At 71.4% G+C, this 19,870-nt stretch carries 15 protein-coding genes; 8 read left to right on the top strand and 7 right to left on the bottom strand.

Features of this window, described 5'->3' with window-relative positions:
- Positions 1-9: 9 nt before the first annotated feature.
- Positions 10-3,183: a lamin tail domain-containing protein gene (locus ASD93_RS11570; protein ID WP_056122525.1), complete on the top strand. Its 3,174-nt coding sequence runs from the start codon at positions 10-12 to the stop codon at positions 3,181-3,183.
- Positions 3,184-3,555: 372 nt separating this feature from the next.
- Here ASD93_RS11570 and ASD93_RS11565 read toward each other — a convergent pair whose 3' ends face one another.
- The 3 genes from ASD93_RS11565 to galT all read right to left on the bottom strand — a co-directional run bounded on the left by ASD93_RS11565 (position 3,556) and on the right by galT (position 6,852).
- Entirely contained in the window at positions 3,556-4,395 is an 840-nt protein-coding gene (locus ASD93_RS11565; RefSeq protein ID WP_056122522.1) for an alpha/beta fold hydrolase, read from the bottom strand.
- Positions 4,396-4,507: 112 nt separating this feature from the next.
- The gene (gene galK, locus ASD93_RS11560; RefSeq protein WP_056122520.1) at positions 4,508-5,683 is read right to left on the bottom strand and encodes a galactokinase; all 1,176 of its coding nucleotides are present in this window, start codon (positions 5,681-5,683) and stop codon (positions 4,508-4,510) included.
- Entirely contained in the window at positions 5,680-6,852 is a 1,173-nt protein-coding gene (galT, locus tag ASD93_RS11555) for a galactose-1-phosphate uridylyltransferase (RefSeq protein ID WP_056124439.1), read from the bottom strand. Before galT ends, galK begins: the two co-directional genes overlap by 4 nt.
- Before the next feature lie 115 nt (positions 6,853-6,967).
- On the opposite strand from galT, the gene ASD93_RS11550 reads away from it, so the two are divergent.
- Positions 6,968-7,948 (top strand): LacI family DNA-binding transcriptional regulator, encoded by a 981-nt coding sequence (locus ASD93_RS11550; protein ID WP_056124436.1) that lies wholly within the window; start codon positions 6,968-6,970, stop codon positions 7,946-7,948.
- 2 nt (positions 7,949-7,950) lie between these two features.
- Here the strand turns inward: ASD93_RS11550 and ASD93_RS11545 are convergent, their stop codons facing one another.
- Together ASD93_RS11545 and pgm are read right to left on the bottom strand one after the other, a co-directional pair.
- The gene (locus tag ASD93_RS11545; RefSeq protein WP_056124433.1) at positions 7,951-8,976 is read right to left on the bottom strand and encodes a LacI family DNA-binding transcriptional regulator; all 1,026 of its coding nucleotides are present in this window, start codon (positions 8,974-8,976) and stop codon (positions 7,951-7,953) included.
- Positions 8,977-9,053: 77 nt separating this feature from the next.
- Positions 9,054-10,694, bottom strand: a complete 1,641-nt coding sequence (pgm, locus tag ASD93_RS11540; RefSeq protein WP_056122517.1) for a phosphoglucomutase (alpha-D-glucose-1,6-bisphosphate-dependent) — start codon at positions 10,692-10,694, stop codon at positions 9,054-9,056.
- Between the two features lie 182 nt (positions 10,695-10,876).
- Here pgm and pheA point away from each other — a divergent pair, with 182 nt between their 5' ends.
- From pheA to ASD93_RS11525, 3 genes are all read left to right on the top strand, one after another.
- A complete protein-coding gene (gene pheA, locus ASD93_RS11535) occupies positions 10,877-11,854 on the top strand; it encodes a prephenate dehydratase (RefSeq protein WP_056122515.1) in 978 nt (325 codons plus the stop codon).
- A complete protein-coding gene (locus tag ASD93_RS11530) occupies positions 11,851-12,297 on the top strand; it encodes a pyridoxamine 5'-phosphate oxidase family protein (protein WP_056122511.1) in 447 nt (148 codons plus the stop codon). The genes pheA and ASD93_RS11530 overlap by 4 nt, the downstream gene beginning before the upstream one ends.
- A 179-nt stretch (positions 12,298-12,476) precedes the next feature.
- Positions 12,477-13,559 (top strand): class I SAM-dependent methyltransferase, encoded by a 1,083-nt coding sequence (locus tag ASD93_RS11525; RefSeq protein ID WP_056122506.1) that lies wholly within the window; start codon positions 12,477-12,479, stop codon positions 13,557-13,559.
- Between the two features lie 23 nt (positions 13,560-13,582).
- On the opposite strand, the gene ASD93_RS11520 is transcribed toward ASD93_RS11525, so the two are convergent.
- Complete coding sequence (locus ASD93_RS11520) at positions 13,583-14,647, bottom strand: LLM class flavin-dependent oxidoreductase (RefSeq protein ID WP_056122503.1); 1,065 nt, start codon at positions 14,645-14,647, stop codon at positions 13,583-13,585.
- A gap of 213 nt (positions 14,648-14,860) precedes the next feature.
- Positions 14,861-15,880 carry a LacI family DNA-binding transcriptional regulator gene (locus ASD93_RS11515; RefSeq protein WP_414843703.1) on the bottom strand — a complete coding sequence of 340 codons (1,020 nt, stop codon included), beginning with the start codon at positions 15,878-15,880 and terminating at the stop codon, positions 14,861-14,863.
- 145 nt (positions 15,881-16,025) lie between these two features.
- On the opposite strand from ASD93_RS11515, the gene ASD93_RS11510 reads away from it, so the two are divergent.
- From ASD93_RS11510 to ASD93_RS11500, 3 genes are read left to right on the top strand one after another with little or no spacing between them, the layout of a single operon-like run.
- A complete protein-coding gene (locus ASD93_RS11510) occupies positions 16,026-18,041 on the top strand; it encodes a beta-galactosidase (RefSeq protein ID WP_056122498.1) in 2,016 nt (671 codons plus the stop codon).
- Entirely contained in the window at positions 18,038-18,973 is a 936-nt protein-coding gene (locus ASD93_RS11505; protein WP_056122495.1) for a carbohydrate ABC transporter permease, read from the top strand. The genes ASD93_RS11510 and ASD93_RS11505 overlap by 4 nt, the downstream gene beginning before the upstream one ends.
- Entirely contained in the window at positions 18,970-19,869 is a 900-nt protein-coding gene (locus ASD93_RS11500; RefSeq protein ID WP_056122492.1) for a carbohydrate ABC transporter permease, read from the top strand. Before ASD93_RS11505 ends, ASD93_RS11500 begins: the two co-directional genes overlap by 4 nt.
- The last annotated feature ends 1 nt before the right edge of the window (position 19,870 follow it).

Here is a 19,870-nt window from a genome sequence, read left to right as displayed (position 1 = left end):
CGTTCTCGCATGCCCTCCCACGCGCGCTCCCGCTCGCTCCTCGCCGCACTCGCGGCTCTGTCCGTGGTCCTCGTCCCCGCCGTCGCCGCCGCGCCGGCATCGGCCGCCACCGTCGACGCGCTGGTGATCAACGAGGTCAACTCGAACCCCGACGACTGGTTCGAACTGGCCAACCCGACCGCCGAGGACCTCGACCTGAACGGGCTCTGGTACGTCGACAGCGCCACGGACGACCCCGAGCACTGGGTTGCGCTGTCCGGCACCGTGCCGGCCGACGGCGTGCTCGCGGTCGACTCGACGGTCGGCCTGGGCAAGGGCGACAGCGTGGCGATCTACCAGGGCGACAAGGCGGCGTTCGACGCCGGAACCGCGGTGCTCGTCGACACCGTCACCTGGCCCGCCGGCGTGCACGCCACGTCGATGGGGCTGTGCACGCCCGGGGCGGCCGACCTCGTCTCGATGACGCCCACGAAGGGCGCCGTCAACGAGTGCGTGGCCGTCGGAGCCGACGCCGTCCGGATCAACGAGGTCAGCTCCGACCCGCAGGACTGGGTCGAGCTCGTCAACGTCGGCCCCGCTGCGGTCGACGTCTCGGGCTGGATGCTGTCCGACAACGCACGCCTCTCCGACCCGACCCATCTCCAGACCCTCCCCGCCGGCACCTCGATCGCCGCGGGCGGCTTCCTCACGGTCGACTACACGGTCGCCGGGTTCGGCAAGGGCGACGAGGCCAACCTCTACCTGCCCGACGGCGCGACGCGCGTCGACACCACGACGTGGCCCGCCGACACGCACGCGACGACGTGGGGCCGCTGCCCCGACGGAAGCGGTGTCTTCCAATCGACGCCGTCGACTCCCGGCGCGGCCAACGTGTGCGCCGTGACACCCCCGCCGGCGCTCGATCCGAACTGGGACGACATCGAGATCAACGAGATCGCCTCCCTCAATGCCGACGACCCGGGCAACCCCGGCTTCGGCGACGCCGTCGAGCTCGCCAACACGGGTGCGCAGGACGTGACGATCCAGGGCTGGTATCAGACCGACAGCGGCGCGACATCCGGAGCATCGGCCCTGACGCTCGCCGACCTCAAGATGTGGGACGGCGACTCGCTGGAGCCCGCCATCTCGTGGATCATCCCCGCCGGCGGCTACGTCGCGTTCTCGTCCAAGAAGGGCCTCTCGGGCGAGGGCGACAGCGTGAAGATCTACGGTCCCGGCGCCGATGCCGGCGTGCGTCAGCTCGTCGACGAGCAGGCCTACGGCGACGGCGATGCCGGCGTGTCCGACACGTACGAGTCCGACGCGCGCGCTTCGGCGGCGTGCCCCGACGGATCCGACGAGTTCTGGCGCGTCACCGAGAGCAGCTTCGGCCGCGACAACTCCGCGTCCTGCGAGACGAAGTCGCGTCGCCTGGACACGGCGGTCCTCCTCAACGAGGTCTCGAACGTCGGCGGCAAGGCCGAACTGCTCAACACGGGCACGTCGCCCGTCGACATCTCGGGCTGGGAGCTCGTCGACTCCGAGGGCGACGTCGTGCACACGGTGCCCGTGCCCACGACGATCCCCGCGGGCGGCTTCTACGTCGCCCAAAGCGTCGCCGGCCTGGAGAGCGTCGACTCGCTCACCATCCGCTCGACGTCGGGCGCCACCGTCGTGGGTCACACCTGGTTCGAGGACGGCATCGCGTCCTACAGCCGCTGCGAGGTGTTCGGCTCCGTGACGTACATCGAGACCCCGACCGCCACGTGGGGCGCCGCCAACGCGTGCCCGACGCTCCAGACCGAGACCTGGCCGGGTGCCGGCACGGTGCGGATCGTCGACGCGGTCGATGCGTTCACCGACCTCGACGCCAACGACGAGGGCGACGTCTCGGGTGCCGCATTCGATCCGAACGACCCGACCGTCCTGTGGGTCGCGATGAACAAGGGCCGACTCTTCAAGATGCACCTCGTCGGGGGCCTTTACACGGCCTTCCCGGAGTGGGCCGGCGGCATCCCGGTGCGCTTCGCGGACGGCGGCGGTGAGCTCGACGCCGAGGGAGTGACGGTGGGCCCCGACGGGGCGGTGTACCTCACCTCCGAGCGCGACAACCTGCGCGCCAAGGGCACGTCGTACAACAAGGTCGCGCGTTACGACGTGAGCGCTGTGACGGCGGCCACGACGGAGCTCGTCGCCACCCACGAGTGGGATGTGAACGGCTTCGTGCAGACCGGAACGAACCTGGGTCTCGAGGGCATCACCTACGTCCCCGACGCGTTCCTCGTGCGCGCCGGCTGGAGGATCGACGGCGTCGCCTACTCGGCGACCGCCTATCCCACGCCGGGGCTGTTCGTGACGGCGGTCGAGGGCACGGGGGCGCTCCACTTCTTCTCACTCCCCGTGGGCGGGGCCCCGGTCGAGGTGAAGGTCGAGGCCTCGGGCTTCCCGTGGTCGATGGACGTGGCCTACGATGCCGACCGCGGAGCCCTGTGGGCGCTGTGCGACGACGGCTGCGGCGGGGCGTACAACCTCCTGAAGGTCGTCGACGGCGACTTCGAGGTGGCGCGCTCCTACGCGCGACCCGCCGGGATGCCGAACCTCAACAACGAGGGCATGGCGATCGCGCCCGCCTCGACCTGCGTGGACGGCCTCCAGGAGGTCGTGTGGGCAGACGACGGCGACACCGACGGCTTCTCGCTGCGCTCGGGCACCCTTCCGTGCCCGACGACCGGAGGTCCGACCGACCCCGGCACGGATCCCGGGACCGACCCCGGCACCGACCCTGCGACCGACCCCGCGACCGACGAGCAGCTCACCGACGCCACGCGCGGCGACGTCGTCGCGCCGGACGCCGTGGAGGCGGGTCAGACGATCACGGTCTACGTCGGCACGCGCTACGCGGGCGACACCGTGTGGGTGTGGCTGCACTCGACGCCGATCTCGCTCGGCGCGCACGTCGTGGCCGCCGACGGCACCGTCACGGTGGTCCTGCCGGCGGGCATCGAGGCGGGCGCGCATCGGATCGTCGTGCTGGATGCCGAGGGCAATGTGCTCGGCTGGACCGAGGTCACCGTGACCGAGGCGCTCGCCGCGACCGGGTCCACGCCGGGTGCGATCGCGGGCTCGGCGAGTCTCGCGGCCGCACTGCTCATCGCCGGCGCCGCGACTCTGGTGCTGCGCCGCCGCCGCGCTGCGCGCACCTAGACGCAGCGAACGGCATCCGCGTTTCTGACAGGCCAGACGGATGCTCCGGCACCTCCCGTGCCGGGGCATCCGTCGGGAATCTATGCCCGGACATGCGAATGGCCGCTCCCCAGAAGCGGCCATTCTCACGAGTGAGACGGATCCCGCCGCCCCCCACGACAGAATCGTCCGACCGCCCCCACGGCCCTCGTCCCCGGTGATGCCGGTGCCCTTCCCCGAGTCCGGCATCGCTCGGTGATATCGATCCTGCCGGGTGAAGCGCAAGACAAGCGCAAGACGAGTGCAACGCTTCCTGAAAACCCTCCGCGTGCGTGAGACCTGGCCGGAAAGCGTCAGCCGGAGGACCCGCCGAACCCGGCGACGGGCGCCGACTCAGGCGGTGCGGAGGAAGGCCAGCAGCGCCTCGTTGACCTCGGCGCCGTGGGTCCACAGCAGGCCGTGCGGAGCGCCGTCGATCTCGACGTAGGTGGCATCCGGCAGGAGCTTGCGGAACCGCCGCGCGGTGGCGTCGATCGGCAGGATGTTGTCGGCCGTCCCGTGCAGGATCAGCGTCGGAACGTCGATCGAGCCGATGTCGCCGCGGAAGTCGGTGGGCCAGGTCAGGGGAGCGGCCGAGATACCCGCGTTGCTCGCGGTGTTCGCGACCTGGATGCTGGCGTCGACGGCCTCCTGCGAGATGCGCGAGCCCAGGTTGTCGTCGAGGTTGTAGAAGTCGTTGAAGAAGCCTGCGACGAAGGCGTGGCGGTCCTCGCGCACGGACTGCGCGATGCCGTCGAAGAAGTCCTGCGGGCCCGCGCCGTCGGGGTTGTCGTCCGTCTTGAGCAGGTACGGCTCGAGCGAGCCGAGGAACGCGGCCTTCGCCACGCGCGCGCTGCCGTAACGCGACAGGTACCGCGCGATCTCGCCGGTGCCCATCGAGAATCCCACGAGGATCGCGTCCCTCAGGTCGAGGTCCTCCACCAGGGCATGCAGGTCGGCCGCGAACGTGTCGTAGTCGTACCCGGAACCGGCCTTCGACGACGCCCCGAAGCCGCGGCGGTCGTACGCGATCACGCGGTACCCCGCGTCCAGCAGCGCGGCCTGCTGCTTGCCCCAGGATTCGCCGTTGAGCGGGAACCCGTGGATCAGCACGACCGGCTGACCGTGCCCCTGGTCGGTGTAGTAGAGCTCGATGTCTGCCGAGTTCTCGGACCCGACGGTGATGTACGCCACGATCTCTTCCTTCCGGGCCGGGCGAGCGGATGCCGCGGCCCAGCTACGACGCTAGAGCGCGGCATCCGTCAGATCCAGGGGTTGACGATCGCGCCCCGGTGAACGCGTGACGTCAGGCGTCGTCGCGCGCGGCCCCGGCGGACGGGGTGACGGTGAAGATCGTGGGTGCGGAGAATCCGGATGCCGCGAACGCCGCCGTCACGGCATCCGTGAGTCGGGCGACTCCGCCGCGTGCGACGAGCGCGATCGCCGCACCGCCGAATCCGCCGCCGGTCATGCGCGCGCCGATGGCGCCGGCGCCGAGGGAGGCCTCGACGGCGGTGTCGAGCTCGGGCACCGAGATCTCGAAGTCGTCGCGCATCGACGCGTGCGAGGCGACGAGGAGGTCGCCGATGGCGGTGGGGCCGTCCTCGCGGAGGGTGCGCACGGTGTCGAGCACGCGCTGGTTCTCGGTGACGATGTGACGGACCCGGCGGAACGTGACGTCGTCCATCAGCCGGCGGGCGCGCGGAAGGTCATCGGGGGCGACGTCGCGCAGCGCCGGAACGCCGAGGAGGGCGGCTCCTCGCTCGCACGATGCCCGGCGCTCGCCGTAGCCGCCCGTGGCATGCGAGTGCTTCACGCCGGTGTCGATCACGACGAGCTCGAGGCCCGCCTGCGCGAAGCCCAGGTCGACGACCTCGGCGTGAAGCGTGCGGCAGTCCAGGAAGATCGCGGCGTCGGCACGGCCGAGCATCGACGCCATCTGGTCCATGATCCCGGTAGGGGCGCCCACGGCGTCGTTCTCGGCGATACGGCCCGCCCGAGCGAGCTGGACCCGGTCGACCTCGAGCTCCCACGTCTCGGCGAGGGCGGCCGCCGTGGCGCCCTCGATGGCGGCGGACGAGGACAGCCCGGCTCCGACGGGCACGTCGGACGCGAACGCGAGGTCGACCCCGGCGAGATCGGTCCGGCCGGTGAGGCGCTGCAGCGCCCAGGCGACGCCGAGGGGGTACCGCGCCCACTCGACGACCTCGTCGCGCCGCGCCGGGAAGAACAAGTCGAGCTCGCTCAGCGGAAGCTCGACGACCCCGTCGTCGAAGGTCGAGGCCACGCGGATCATGCCGTCCTCGCGCGGTGCGAGCGCCACGTGCGTGCGGTGCTCGATCGCGAACGGCAGCACGAAGCCGTCGTTGTAGTCGGTGTGCTCGCCGATGAGGTTCGCGCGGCCGGGCGCCGACCACGTGCCGACCGGATCAGCGGCGAAGCGCTCGCCGAAGAGCGCGCGGGCCGCCGCGGCCGCGGTCACAGGGTCACCTCGGGGATCGAGGCGACCGCCTCGCGCAGCCGCGTCGCCGCGGACTCGGGCGGGACGTCCCCGATCCACGCGCCCATCGCCGCCTCGGAGCCGGCGAGGAACTTCAGCTTGTCGGCGGCGCGGCGGGGCGAGGTCAGCTGCAGGTTCAGACGCACGGTGTCGCGCCCGCGGTTCACAGGAGCCTGGTGCCATGCGGCGATGTAGGGCGTCTCGGTGTCGTACAGGGCGTCGACGCCGCGCAGGAGGCGCAGGTAGAGGGGAGCGAGCTCGTCGCGCTCGGCATCCGTCGTCTCCGAGATGTCCGCGACGTGACGATGCGGGAGCACGTGCACCTCGAGCGGCCAGCGTGCGGCGAACGGCACGAACGCGGTCCAGTGCTCGCCGGAGAGGATGACGCGGTTCGATTCACGCTCGAAGTCGAGGATGCGATCGAACAGGTCGGCGCCCTCTCGCTCGATCGAGGCGAGCAGCCCGGCCGTGCGCGGCGTGATGTAGGGATAGGCGTAGATCTGCCCGTGCGGGTGGGGGAGAGTCACGCCGATGGCCTCGCCGCGGTTCTCGAACGGGAACACCTGCTCGACCCCGGGGAGGGCGGAGAGCGCCGCGGTGCGGTCGGCCCAAGCCTCAATGACGGTGCGGGCGCGCGTGGGGGTCTGCGTGCCGAACGAGCCGGAGTGCTCGGGGCTGAAGCAGACGACCTCGCAGCGGCCGACGGAGGTGCGGGTGCGGCCGAGGCCCGGGGCATCGAGGTCGGCGAGGTCGCGCGGGGCGTCGACGCCGGCCGGGACGCCGTCGTGGGCAGAGGCGAGGGCGGGACCGAACGACGGCGACTTGTTCTCGAACACGGCGACGTCGTACCGCGAGGGGATCTCCGACGGATTCGATGCCGACTGCGGCGCGAGCGGGTCGAGGTGCGCCGGAGGCAGGAAGGCCCGGTTCTGCCGCGCGGCTGCGACCGACACCCAGTCGCCGGTGAGCACATCGCGGCGCATCGTCGCCGTGTCGGGGCGCGGTGCGAGGTCGCGGGCGTCGACGCGGCGCTCGGAGCCGAGGCTCGTGCCGGGGTCGTCGTAGTAGATCAGCTCACGCCCGTCGGCGAGCCGGGTCGGGCGCTTGACGACGCCGTTGCCGAGGGGTTCGCCCGTTGAGATCGCAGGAATGTTCACGTCAACACGGTAGCAAGCGACGCGTGGTAACGTCAACATTCCTGGATTCTCGACGGCGCACGGCGCGCATCGACCGGGGCGAGGAGGCGAGATGGAGCGACGGGTGTCGATGGCCGACGTCGCGACCGCCGCGGGCGTGTCCGGCCAGACCGTCTCCAGGGTCGTGAACGACAGCCCGCGCGTGGACCCCGCCACGCGGGCCCGCGTCGAGTCCGCGATGGCCCGGCTCGGCTACCGGCCGCATCGCGCCGCCCGCGCCCTCCGGACCGGCCGCACCCAGACGATCGGCCTCGTGGTGTCGACGCTCGCCACGGTCGGCAACTCCCGCATGCTGCAGGCGGTGGCGGATGCCGCGGCCGGCCGCGGCTACGCGCTCACCGTCGTGACGCTCGGCACCGAGCCCGATGTCGCGTCCGCCTTCGAGCGGCTGAGCGATCAGGGCGTGGACGGTGCGGTCGTGCTCAACGAGGCCACCGCGGCGGCACGGGGAACCTCCGCGCCGCGCGGGCTGCGCCTGGTCGTCGTCGACGCACCCCCCGGGACCCCGGGCGTCGGCGTCGTCCAGTCCGATCATGCGGAGGGGGCGCACGCCGCGACGGCGCACCTGCTGGGCCTGGGCCATGCCACCGTCCACCACCTCGCCGGGCCCGTCGGGTCGTTCGCGGCCGCGGAGCGCGAACGGGGCTGGCGAGAGGCGCTCGCCGAGGCCGGCTGCGAGAGCCCGCCGATGGCGCGCGGCGACTGGACGGCGGCATCCGGTCACCTCGCGGCCACGGCGCTCGCGGCCGATCCCGCCGTCACGGCCGTGTTCGCGGCGAACGACCAGACGGCGCTGGGCGCGATCCGCGCGTTCGCCGACGCGGGCCGGCCGGTACCCGGCGATGTGTCGGTGGTGGGATTCGACGACATCGCCGACGCCGCCGACTACCGTCCGCCGCTCACGACCGTGCGTCAGGACTTCGACCGCCTCGGCGAGCTGGCCGTGGCCGCTCTCGTCGCGGCCATCGAAGACGGTGCGACCGCCTTCCACACCGTGCCCACGGTCCTGGCCGTGCGGGCCAGCACCGCCGCACTCCGCGCCGCGCGCTGAACTCAGGCGCGCGGCGGTGTGCTGCCGCGTACGACCACTTCGACGGGGAGCAGCGGGGACGCGGCATCCCACTCGGGTTCCACGACCGCGCGCACCGCGCGGTAGCCGAGCTCCTCGAGAGGGACGCGCACCGTGGTGAGCCCGGGTGCGGCATCCTGCGCGAACGGGATGTCGTCGAACCCGGCCACCGCGACGTCCTCCCCGACCCGGCGCCCCGCCTCGCGGAGCGCCGACATGACCCCGATCGCGACGACATCGCGGATGCCGACCACGACGGTCCCCGCCGTGACGCCCTCGTCGATCAGCGCCTGCGCGCTCGCGTACCCCGCCTCACGGGTGAAGCCCGCGCGACGCACGTCGAGGATCGTGCCGCCGCCGGTGGTGAAGCCGTCCGAGAAGCCGGCGACGCGGTCGTCGAAGGTGCGGATTCCCTCGTCCGCGGCGACGATCACCGCGGCGCGGTAGCCCAGGCGGGCGAGCGTCTCACCCAGCGCCGCGGCCCCGGCGCGCTCGTCGGTGCCGACGGCCCGCAGACCCGAAGTTCGGCGGCCCAGCACGACGACCCGCCCCCCGGTGCCTGCGAGCGCCTCGAGCTCCGACTGCAGATCGGTGGCGTCAGGCCCCTCCGTGCGGGACGCGCCGAGGATCAGCCCGCGCGGGCGGTGGCCGCGCAGGGCGCGAACGACGGCCACCTCGCGCAGCGGATCTCGTCCGGTCACGGCGATCGTCACCACGAGGCCGGCTTCCTCCGCGCCGCGCGCGACGCCGGCGGCCAGCTGGCCGAGCGCGGCATCGGCGATGTCGGCGACCACGAGGCCGACGACGGCGGACGTGCCGCGTGCCGTCGCCTGCGCGGAGAGGTTGGCGGTGTAGCCGAGCATCTCGGCCGCGGCTTCGACCCGCTCGCGGTAGCTCTCGGCCACCTTGCGGGTCGAACCGTTGAGCACGCGAGAGGCGGTCGCCAGGGACACACCGGCCTCGCGTGCGACGTCGTGCAATGTTGCTGCGCCTCGGGCAGGCGCGTGCATCTCGCTCACGGCCAGATTCTAGGCCTGGAACAGCCTCCGGGTCAGGGGTGTCGCCGCAGGGCCGATGGTCCCGCGACTCAGCTCCCGAGTGCCGCCGAGACGACCGCGCGCGCCTCTTCCTGCACCTCGGCGAGGTGGTCGGGGCCCTTGAGCGATTCGGCGTAGAGCTTGTAGACGTCTTCGGTGCCCGAGGGGCGCGCGGCGAACCAGGCGTGCTCGGTCTGCACCTTCAGCCCCCCGATCGCCGCGCCGTTGCCGGGCGCGTGCGAGAGCTTCGCCGTGATCGCCTCGCCGGCGAGCTCGGTCGCGGTGACGGCGGCGGGCGCGAGTTTGCCCAGCGCCGCCTTCTGCGCGGGGCTGGCCGGAGCATCGACCCGCTGGTAGGCCGACGAGCCGAACTCGGCCTCGAGCTCGGCGTACCGCTGCGACGGCGTCTTGCCGGTGACCGCCAGGATCTCGGCCGCGAGCAGGCACAGCAGGATGCCGTCCTTGTCGGTCGTCCAGACGGTGCCGTCCTTGCGGAGAAAGGACGCGCCGGCGGACTCCTCGCCGCCGAACGCGACGGAGCCGTCGAGCAAGCCGGGGACGAACCATTTGAACCCGACCGGCACCTCGAGCAGGGAGCGGCCGAGGGATGCCGCGACCCGGTCGATGATCATGGACGAGACGAGGGTCTTGCCGACCGCGGCATCCGTGGGCCAGTTCGGCCGGTGCGAGTACAGGTAGTCGATCGCGACCGCGAGGTAGTGGTTGGGGTTCATGAGCCCCGCGTCGGGCGTGACGATGCCGTGCCGGTCGGCGTCGGCGTCGTTGCCGGTGAGGATGTCGTAGTCGTGGCGGCGCGCGACCAGGCTCGCCATGGCCGACGGCGACGAGGGATCCATGCGGATCTTCTCGTCCCAGTCGAGCGTCATGAACCTCCAGGTCGGGTCCACGTCGGGGTTCACGACCGTCAGGTCGAGCCCGTGCACCTCGGCGATCAGCGCCCAGTACTCCACGGATGCGCCGCCCAGCGGGTCGGCGCCGATGCGAACGCCGGCGCTGCGGATCGCCTCGACGTCGATGATGTCGGAGAGGTCCCGCACGTACGCGTCGCGGAAGTCGTAGTCGCCCAGTGCGTCTGCGTCGATGTCCTTGAACGGCGTGCGTGCGATGCCCGCGAGTCCGGCCGCGATGAGCTCGTTCGCGCGGTCCGCGATCCACCCCGTCGCGTCGGTGTCGGCCGGGCCGCCGTTCGGCGGGTTGTACTTGAACCCGCCGTCGCGGGGCGGGTTGTGGCTGGGAGTCACGACGATGCCGTCGGCGCGGCCCGGATCCGCGGCATCCCGTCCCCGGTTGTAGGCGAGGATCGCGTGGCTGAGCGCCGGCGTCGGCACCCACGAGTCGCGGGCGTCCACTCGCACCTCGACCCCGTTCGCGACGAGCACCTCGATCGCGCTGCGCTCGGCGGGCAGCGAGAGGCCGTGGGTGTCGCGGCCGAGGAAGAGCGGGCCCTCGATGCCCTGAGACCGGCGGTAGTCGACGATCGCCTGGGTGGTGGCGAGGATGTGATTCTCGTTGAAGCTCGCCGAGAGCGACGAGCCGCGGTGGCCGCTCGTGCCGAAAGCGACGCGCTGCTCGGGCACGGCGGGATCGGGGACCACGTCGTAGTAGGCGGAGATGAGCTCATCGATGTCGATGAGGTCGGATGCTTCGGCGGGCTGTCCTGCGCGACTCATGGGTCCAGTCTGCCCGGTCCAGGGGGTTCGTGTCGCGGGGCTGACGACGGATGTCCTCGCCCCGCGGCGCATAACTCCTGCAGTTCGGAGGCGCGACGACGGAAGAACCCCGTCTTTCCGCGGTCCCTTCCGCGCCATCGCGCCGAACTGCAGGAGTTATGGCCGGGGCTAGGCTGGCACCCGTGACTTCCGAGGCGCCCGAGACCGCGGCATCCGTCCCCCCACGACGCAGCTACAGCTACCTCGGCCCCGCCGGGACGTTCACCGAGGCGGCGCTGGCTCAGGTGCCCGAGGCGCGCGGCCAGGAGTGGCGGCCGGTGCGCAACGTCGGCGAGGCGCTGGCCGACGTGATCGAAGGGCGGTCGGATGCCGCGATGATTGCGATCGAGAACTCGGTCGACGGCGGCGTGTCGACGGCCCAGGACGCACTCGCGACCGTGCCGGGCCTGCGGATCGTCGGCGAGTACCTCGTGCCGGTCGAGTTCGTCCTCGTCGGCCGCCCGGGCGCGCGGATCGAGGACGTCTCGCTCGTCGCCGCGCACCCCGTCGCCTATGCCCAGTGCCTGCAGTGGCTGTCGACGAACCTGCCCGCGCATGCCCACATCCCCGCCGCGAGCAACGTCGCCAGCGCGATGGGCCTCATCGACGGATCGAGCGATGCGGATGCCGCGATCGCCCCGCCCGGGATCCTCGAGCACCACGAGCTCGAACTCCTCGCCTCCGCGATCGGCGACAACCCGAACGCGGTGACCCGGTTCGTGCTGGTGAGCCGCACGGTCGCGCCGCCGCCCCCGACGGGTGCCGACAAGACCTCGCTCATCGCCGAGCTGCCCGATGACCACCCCGGTGCGCTGCTCGAGATGCTGGAGCAGTTCGCGACCCGCGGCATCAACCTCTCGCTGCTGGCCTCGCGCCCGATCGGCGACGCGCTGGGCAGGTACCGGTTCGTCATCGACGCGGACGGGCACATCTCGGACGAGCGCATGGCCGACGCCCTGCTGGGTCTGCGGCGCTTCAGTCCGCAGGTGGTGTTCCTCGGGTCGTATCCGCGTGCCGATCGCGCCGTGGTGCACTACCCGGAGCGCTACTCCGACGACGTGTTCGTCGAGGCCCGCGACTGGCTGCGTGGACTCCTCAGCGGAGAGCCCGACGAAGCATGACCGCACCCGAGCCGTTCGCCTTCGATCCCTCGAACGAGGTCCACGCGCGCACGCTCGCGCGCCTCGAGGGCGAGCAGGTCGCCTGGATCGGCACGACCGGCCGCGACGGCTACCCCCACGCGGTGCCGGTCTGGTTCCTGTGGCTCGGCGATCGCGCCCTCGTGCTGAGCGAGCCGCGTACCGCGAAGGTGCGCAACCTCGAGGCGGACCCGAAGGTGCTGCTGCATCTCGAGGCCGGTGCCGACGGTGAGCAGCTCGCCGTGCTCCGCGGCGTCGCGACCCTCTCGCCGGGTGCGGGTCCCGAGTGGGCCGCGCGCGTCGGTGCCGCCTACGGGGCCAAGTACGACGAGTGGATGCTGCGCCTCGGCCTCACCGTCGAGACCATGTTCGCCCGGTACAGCACCGTCATCGAGATCACCCCCGTCTCGCTCATCGCCTGGTAGCGCACTCGTTCCGGCCTCCGCGCCCGCGTTCGTCTGCACGAAACCGGCCTTCGCGCGCACGGTGAACGTCGGTTTGGTACAGACGAACTCTTACGTCGAACGGGCTCGACGCGGCGATTCCCGGCTCGTACCCTCGGAAGGGCGGGCGCACTGGGGCGCTCGCGAACGGGGGTCCTCCGATGTCCACCTCGCCTTCCCTCTCCGAAGCCGCCGGACCGTCCGCGGACGAGTTCGCCGAGCGGATGCTGGCCTCCGCCCTGGGCTGGGTCGACATCATGTCGGCCTACCTCGGCGACCGATTGGGCTGGTATCGAAGTCTGCGCGAGGCCGGTCCGTCGACGCCCGGCGAGCTCGCCGCGCGCACCGGCACATCGCCGAGATACGCCCGCGAGTGGCTCGAGCAGCAGGCTGTGAGCGGCATCCTGAGCCTTGACTCCGCGGGGCGCTACGCGCTGCCGCCCGGACCTGCCGAGGTGCTGACGGATGCCGCGAGCCTCTCCTATCTCGCGCCCCTGTCACGCCTGTTCGCGGCGACCGGCGCACAGACTGCGGCGCTCCTCGAGGCGTACCGCACGGGCGGAGGGGTGAGCTGGGAACAGCTCGGCGCCGATGCCCGTGAGGCGCAGGCAGACCTGAACCGCCCCTGGTTCGGAGAGTTGGCCGGGGCGTTCGCGACGGTGCCCGAGCTGCACGCGGCACTGTCGCGCCCCGGCGCGCGCATCGCGGACGTCGGGATGGGCGGCGGGTGGTCATCGATCGAGCTGGCCAAGGCGTACCCCGCGCTCCGGGTCGATGGGTTCGACATCGACGAGCCCTCGATTGCGCTCGCCCGCGCGAACGCGATCGAGGCGGGCGTGTCCGACCGGGTCGCGTTCCACAACGCCGACGGCGACGGGCTCGAGCGCCACGGACCGTTCGACGCGGCCTTCGCGTTCGAGTGCATCCACGACATGCCGCGGCCGGTCGAGGTGCTCAAGGCCATGCGCCTCGCCGTGCGCGACGGCGGGCCGGTGATCGTGATGGACGAAGCTGTGGCGCACGAGCTCGTCGCTCCGGGCGACGATCTCGAGCGCATCATGTACGGGTTCAGCCTCTTCTGCTGCCTGCCCGATGGCCTGTCGCACGAGCAGAGCGTGGGGACCGGAACGGTCATGCGTCCCGGCATCCTGAAGCGGTACGCCCAGGATGCGGGATTCGCGGGGCTCGAGATCCTCCCCATCGAGGACTTCAGCTTCTTCCGGTTCTACGCGCTCACGCGCTGAACCGACGAGACGGCGAAGCCCGGCTAGGCCGCCGCGGCGAGCTCGGCGGCGAGCAGCTCGAGAGTCTGCACGCGGCCGGGCGCGGCATCCATCGGCTCTCCGTCATAGCTGCCTGCGATGGGCGAGATCATGATCTCGTCGACCCCGTGCGTCGCGGCGAACTCCCGCAGCCCCGTCGCGACCGCGTCGGGGGTGCCGACGAACCAGTTCGCACGGGCCGAGTCCATGAACGAGTCGCCGAGCCCCTCGAAGTCGGCGGCGCCGGCGAGGGACTGCTCGACCGTCTCGAGCGGGATGAGGGGCCGATTCGTGCGCAGCCGCGCCGTCATGCGCAGGTTCGGCAGGGCCCGCGCCTCGGCCTCGTCGTCGGTGGGTGCGGCGAGCACGTTCGCCGTGAGGAACGTGCGCGGCTCGGGATGGGCCTCGCTCGGCTGGTACGCCGAACGGTAGAGATCGAGCGCGCGCCCGAGCCCCTGGCCCGAGAAGTGGTTCGCGAACACGTACGGCAGCCCGATCGAGGCGGCCAGCTGCGCCGAGTAGTCGCTGGACCCCAGCAGCCACACCTCGGGAACCGTCGCGGCGGCCGGCGTCGCGTGCACGTCGTAGGTACCGCCCGACGTGAAGCGCACCGAGGCGCCGTCGGGCGAGACGAGCGAGACGATGTCGCGCACGTGATCGGGGAACCGCTCGACGTCGCTCGTGGTGCCGCTCTGGCGCAGCAGCTGCGTGATGACCGGATCCGAGCCGGGAGCGCGGCCGAGGCCGAGGTCGATACGGCCGGGAGCGAGCGCCTCCAGCGCCGCGAACTGCTCGGCGACGACGAGCGGCGAGTGGTTGGGCAGCATCACGCCGCCTGAGCCGAGCCGGATGCGCGAGGTGCGGGCGGCCGCGGCGGCGGCGAGTACGGGGGGCGTGGTCGAGGCGACGGCGGGCATGTTGTGGTGCTCGGCGAACCAGTACCTCCGGAAGCCGAGCGCGTCGGCGCGAACGACGAGGGCGAGGGATGCCGCGACCGCCTGCGCGCTCGTCTGCCCGGCGCGCACCGGCACGAGGTCGAGAACGGACAGGGCAGGGTTCGGAGTGCTCATCCCCGGCTTCAACCCCGCCGCGGTGCCGGGCTATTCCGCGTCCGCCCACGGCGGGGTGTGCACAACTCCGGCAGACCGCACGCCGAGCGTCGGGGCGGTCCCGGTATTTCGGGGCGTTCGGGCGGCGACGCGAACAGATTGCCTGAGTTGTGCACGCGCGGGCGGGGGAGAGGAGGCGAGGGATGCCGCGCCCCATCCGCCGTCCGACCGGCTTCAGGCGGAGCCGCGCCAGACGACCGGGCACTCGAGCACGCGGCCGCCGGTGTCGGGGTCCTCGCCGCGCAGCTGGCGCAGCACCGACTCCGCGGCGGCGCGGCCGAGCTCGGTCGCGGGCTGGTGCACGGTCGAGAGCGGGGGATCGGTGCGCAGCGCCCACGAGCTGTCGTCGAAGCCGACCACCCCGACATCGTCGGGGACTCGGCGGCCCGCCGCCTGGAGAACGTCCATCGCGCCCGCAGCGACCGCGTCGCTCGAGGCGAACACGCCGTCGATGTCGGGAGCGCGCTCCAGGAGCGCGCGCATGCCGGTCTGGCCGTCCGAGTACGAGTACAGCGGGACGCGCTCGACGAGCTGCGGATCGAAGCTGTTGCCCAGAGCGTCGACGAAGCCGGCGAGGCGATCCGAGCCGGAGTCCCGGTCCAGCGCCGAGGCGATCATGCCGATCCGGCGACGCCCCGTCGCCACGAGGCGGCTGGTGATCTCGCGCGCGGCGCCGCGGTTGTCGATGGCCACATACGCGGCGTCCCCGATGTCGCGGGGATGCCCGACGAACGCGGCAGGAAGTCCGAGGTCGGCGATCGCGCGCGTGATCGGGTCGCCGACGCGCGCCGACACGATGATGACGCCGTCGATCAGCCCTCCGCTGAGGTAGCGCGCGAGGCGCTCGATGTCGCGGGGGGAGTCGGCGATCAAGAACGAGAGCTGGTAGTCGGCCTCCGACAGTGCCGCGTTCGCGCCGAGCAGGATCGACCCGATGTTGGGGTCTTCGATGAACAGCGAATGCGGCTCGTGCACGATCAGGCCGATCGCCTGGGAGCTCTGCATCACGAGGCTGCGTGCCGCGCGGTTCGGGATGAATCCGACCTTCGCGATGGCGGCGTCGATGGCGGTCCTTGCCTCGTCGGAGACGTACGGCTGGCCGTTGAGCACGCGGCTGACGGTCCCCCTCGAGACGCCCGCCTCGGTCGCGACATCCTTGACCGTCGCGCGCCGCTTGCGTCCGTTGGTCTCCACGGCTCCCATCGTATGTGCACGAGCACAACTTGCGAGTGTGATGTTGACAGCGATCGCAGGCGTGCTTACTCTGTACACGTTCACAGAATCTCAGCGCAGAGGAACATTGTGCGGATCTGTGCACGTTCACAGATCCGAGGAGAGCATGACCACCCCCGCCCGGCCCTTCGAGCACGACGGCATCGCGTTCGGTTGCGACTACAACCCCGAACAGTGGACGCCGGACGTGTGGGACGAGGACATCGCCCTGATGGGCGAAGCGGGAGTCGACCTGGTCGCGATCAACATCTTCGGCTGGTCCCACATCGAGCCCCGCCCGGGGGAGTACCGCTTCGCCGCGCTCGACGACGTGCTCGGCCGCCTGCACGCCGCGGGCATCCGCGTGAACCTCGGCACCGGCACGGCCTCCCCTCCGGCATGGCTCGCCACGGCCCACCCCGAGATGCTGCCCATGGCCGAGGACGGCACCCGCCGCTACCCCGGCGGACGCCAGGCATTCTGCCCGAGCTCGCCCGTGTTCCGCGAGGCCGCCCTGCAGCTCGCCGACACCGTGGCGCGCCGCTACGCCGACCACCCCGCGGTCGAGCTGTGGCACGTGTCGAACGAGCTCGGCTGCCACAACGCCCTCTGCTACTGCGACGAGAGCGCTGCGGCGTTCCGCCGGTGGCTTCGCGCCCGCTACGGCACGCTCGACGCGCTGAACGCCGCATGGGGCACGGCCTTCTGGAGCCAGACCTACGGCGACTGGGACGAGATCCTCCCGCCGCGCACGACCCTGTCGGCGCGCAACCCCGGCCAGGCGCTCGACTTCCACCGCTTCAGCTCCGACGAGCTGCTGTCGTACTACCGGGCTGAGGCGGAGGTGATCCGCGCGGTCAGCACCGTGCCGATCACGACGAACTTCATGGTCACCGCGCACATCGAGAACCTCGACTACTGGTCCTGGGCGGCCGACATGGACATCGTCGCCAACGACCACTACCTCGACAACCGTCTCGCCGATCCTCGCGCGGAACTCGCCTTCGCCGCCGATCTCTCTCGCGGACTCGGCCAGGGTGCGCCCTGGATCCTCATGGAGCACTCGACCGGCGCCGTGAACTGGCAGCCCCTCAACAAGCCCAAGGCGGCGGGCGAGATCATCCGCAACTCACTCACCCACGTCGCCCGCGGCGCCGACGGCGTGTGCTTCTTCCAGTGGCGCGCCTCCGTGCAGGGGAGCGAGAAGTTCCACTCCGCGATGCTGCCCCATGCGGGCACCGACACGGCCGTGTGGCGCGAGGTCGTCGAGCTCGGCGGCATCGTCGAGCGCATCGGCGAGGTGGCGGGCTCGCGCGTGGAGACCGACGTCGCCCTCGTCTTCTCGTGGGAGTCGTGGTGGGCCACGCAGACCGACTCGCGTCCGAGCCAGGCTCTCGGCTACCTGGACCAGGTGCACGCCGCGTACGGCGCGCTCCACGCGCTCGGCCTCACCGTCGACATCGTCGCACCGGGCGCCGACCTCTCGGCATACCGCCTGGTGGTCGTGCCCGGGCTGCACCTGGTGCGCGCGGAGGAGGCATCCGTCATCACCGACTGGATCGCCGCCGGCGGCACCGCGCTCATCACCTTCTACAGCGGCACCGTCGACCAGGACGACCGCGTCTGGACGGGCGGCTACGCCGGTCCGTTCCGCGACGCGCTCGGCATCCGCATCGAGGAGTTCGCCCCGATCGCCGAGGGCGCGACCCTCAGCCTCACCGACGGCACCGCGTCGACCCTCTGGTCGGAGCGGTCCCACGTCACGACGGCGCAGGTCGAGGCCTCCTTCGCCGACGGCCCCTCGGCCGGCCACCCGGCCCTCACCCGCAACGCGTGGGGCGACGGATCGGCCTGGTACCTCGCGACGCTCCCCACCCCCGACGCGTACCGCGCACTCGTCTCCCGCCTCGCAGCGGACGCGGGCGTGCGTCCGGCGGCCGAGGTCCGCGGCGCGAGCGACGCGCTCGAGATCGTCCGGCGCACGGGGACGGATGCCTCGTACCTCTTCGTCGTCAACCACGGCGAGACTCCGGCGGTCGTCACGGCCGCGGGCGTCGAGCTCGTCACCGGGATGCCGGTCACCGCGGACGTCGAGGTCCCCGGCGGCGCGGTGCGCATCATCAGAGAGGAGGCGGCCGCATGACCGCCACCGAAGTCCTCGTCACACGCGGGGCACGAAAAGGGCCGCGACGGTCCGACACCGTGCGGCGCAAGACCCCGCACAAGGGCGCGATCGCGATCTTCACCGGTCCGTTCAGCGTGCTGTTCCTGCTGTTCTACCTGATCCCCATCGGCTACGCGGTGTGGCAGTCGCTCCTCGTGGTCGAGCGCGACGGGCTCTACGGCGAGCCGACCGAGGTCTTCGGCGGGCTCACCCAGTACCTCCTCGTGTTCCAGAACGCGCCGTTCTGGGAGTCGGTCGGGCGGGTGCTCCTGTTCGGCGTCGTGCAGGTGCCGATCATGCTGGGCCTCGCTCTCCTGTTCGCACTGCTGCTGGACTCGCCGGTGCTCAAGGGCAAGAAGTTCTTCCGCCTCGCGTTCTTCGCGCCGTACGCCGTGCCGGGCGTGATCGCGGCGATCATGTGGGGCTTCCTCTACTCGCCGAACCTGTCGCCGTTCACGCAGGTGACGCAGAACGTCGACTTCCTCTCGCCGCAGCTCGTGCTGTGGTCGATCGCGAACGTCGTGACATGGGTGTTCGTCGGCTACAACATGCTGATCATCTACTCGGCGCTCCTCGCGATCCCGGCCGAGGTCTACGAGGCCGCGCGCCTCGACGGTGCCGGTCAGGTCCGCATCGCGTGGTCGATCAAGATCCCGATGATCGCCCCGGCGCTCATCCTGACGGCCGTCTTCTCGATCATCGGCACGCTGCAGCTGCTCGCCGAGCCCCAGGTGTTCCGCTCGTTCAGCGCCGCGGTGTCGAGCACGTACACCCCGAACATGACCATCTACGCGACCAGCGCGATCCCGAACACGCACCTGGCGGCGGCCTTCTCGGTCGTCCTCGCCCTGGCGACCTTCGTGCTCTCGTTCGTGTTCCTCAAGGTCACCCAGCGGAAGGCCGAGCAATGAGCCTCCTCACCCGTACCGCCGGCGCCACCGCCGACGACCTGAAGCCCTCGCGCGGGCCGAAGGAGAGCATCCTGTCGCGCGGCGCGGCACTCATCGTGATGGGGGTCTTCACCCTCTACTTCCTCGTGCCGATCTGGTGGCTGTTCATCGCCTCGACCAAGGACCGCGGCGACCTGCTCACGACGAACGCCCTGTGGTTCGCGGACTGGAACTTCTTCGCCAACGTCGGCGACCTGCTGACCTACAACGACGGCATCTACGTGCGCTGGCTTCTCAACAGCCTCGGCTATGCCGGCGTGGGCGCGCTGCTGGCGACGGTGTTCGCGGGCATGTGCGGCTATGCGCTGGCCAAGTACCGCTTCCGCGGCCGGGAGGCCTACTTCAACACCGTGCTCGGCGGTGTGCTGGTCCCCGCCACGGCGCTCGCGCTCCCGCTGTTCCTGCTGTTCAGCCAGGTCAACATGACCAACACGTTCTGGGCGGTGCTGCTGCCGAGCATCGTGAGCCCGTTCGGCGTCTACCTCAGCCGCATCTACGCGTCGGCGAGCGTGCCCGACGAGCTCATCGAGGCCGGTCGCATCGATGGTGCGAGCGAAGTGCGCACGTACTTCACCATCTCGATGCGCCTGATGATGCCCGCCCTCATCACGGTGTTCCTCTTCCAGTTCGTGTCGATCTGGAACAACTTCTTCCTGCCGCTGATCATGCTGCGCAGCCAGGAGCTGTTCCCGGTCACGTACGGCCTCTACTCGTGGAACACGCAGCTCAACCAGATCCCGGAGCTGCGCACCTACGTCCTGGTCGGGTCGTTCCTGTCGATCGTCCCGCTCATCATCGCCTTCCTCCTCCTTCAGCGCTTCTGGCGCAACGGCCTCGGCACCGGGTCCGTGAAGTGAG

The organism is Microbacterium sp. Root180 (genome assembly GCF_001428485.1).
Classification (GTDB): domain Bacteria; phylum Actinomycetota; class Actinomycetes; order Actinomycetales; family Microbacteriaceae; genus Microbacterium.
The sequence above is the reverse complement of the archived record's forward strand: the minus strand, read 5'-3'. Positions and strand labels throughout refer to the sequence as shown.

Excerpts from the sequence above, each read along its gene's own strand:
- ASD93_RS11500 (WP_056122492.1), top strand. The coding sequence starts at position 18,970 with ATGAGCCTCCTCACCCGTACCGCCGGCGCCACCGCCGACGACCTGAAG.
- ASD93_RS11570 (WP_056122525.1), top strand. The coding sequence starts at position 10 with ATGCCCTCCCACGCGCGCTCCCGCTCGCTCCTCGCCGCACTCGCGGCT.
- ASD93_RS11520 (WP_056122503.1), bottom strand. The coding sequence starts at position 14,647 with ATGAGCACTCCGAACCCTGCCCTGTCCGTTCTCGACCTCGTGCCGGTG.
- ASD93_RS11510 (WP_056122498.1), top strand. The coding sequence starts at position 16,026 with ATGACCACCCCCGCCCGGCCCTTCGAGCACGACGGCATCGCGTTCGGT.
- ASD93_RS11525 (WP_056122506.1), top strand. The coding sequence starts at position 12,477 with ATGTCCACCTCGCCTTCCCTCTCCGAAGCCGCCGGACCGTCCGCGGAC.
- ASD93_RS11530 (WP_056122511.1), top strand. The coding sequence starts at position 11,851 with ATGACCGCACCCGAGCCGTTCGCCTTCGATCCCTCGAACGAGGTCCAC.
- ASD93_RS11550 (WP_056124436.1), top strand. The coding sequence starts at position 6,968 with ATGGCCGACGTCGCGACCGCCGCGGGCGTGTCCGGCCAGACCGTCTCC.
- pgm (WP_056122517.1), bottom strand. The coding sequence starts at position 10,694 with ATGAGTCGCGCAGGACAGCCCGCCGAAGCATCCGACCTCATCGACATC.
- ASD93_RS11505 (WP_056122495.1), top strand. The coding sequence starts at position 18,038 with ATGACCGCCACCGAAGTCCTCGTCACACGCGGGGCACGAAAAGGGCCG.
- ASD93_RS11545 (WP_056124433.1), bottom strand. The coding sequence starts at position 8,976 with ATGCACGCGCCTGCCCGAGGCGCAGCAACATTGCACGACGTCGCACGC.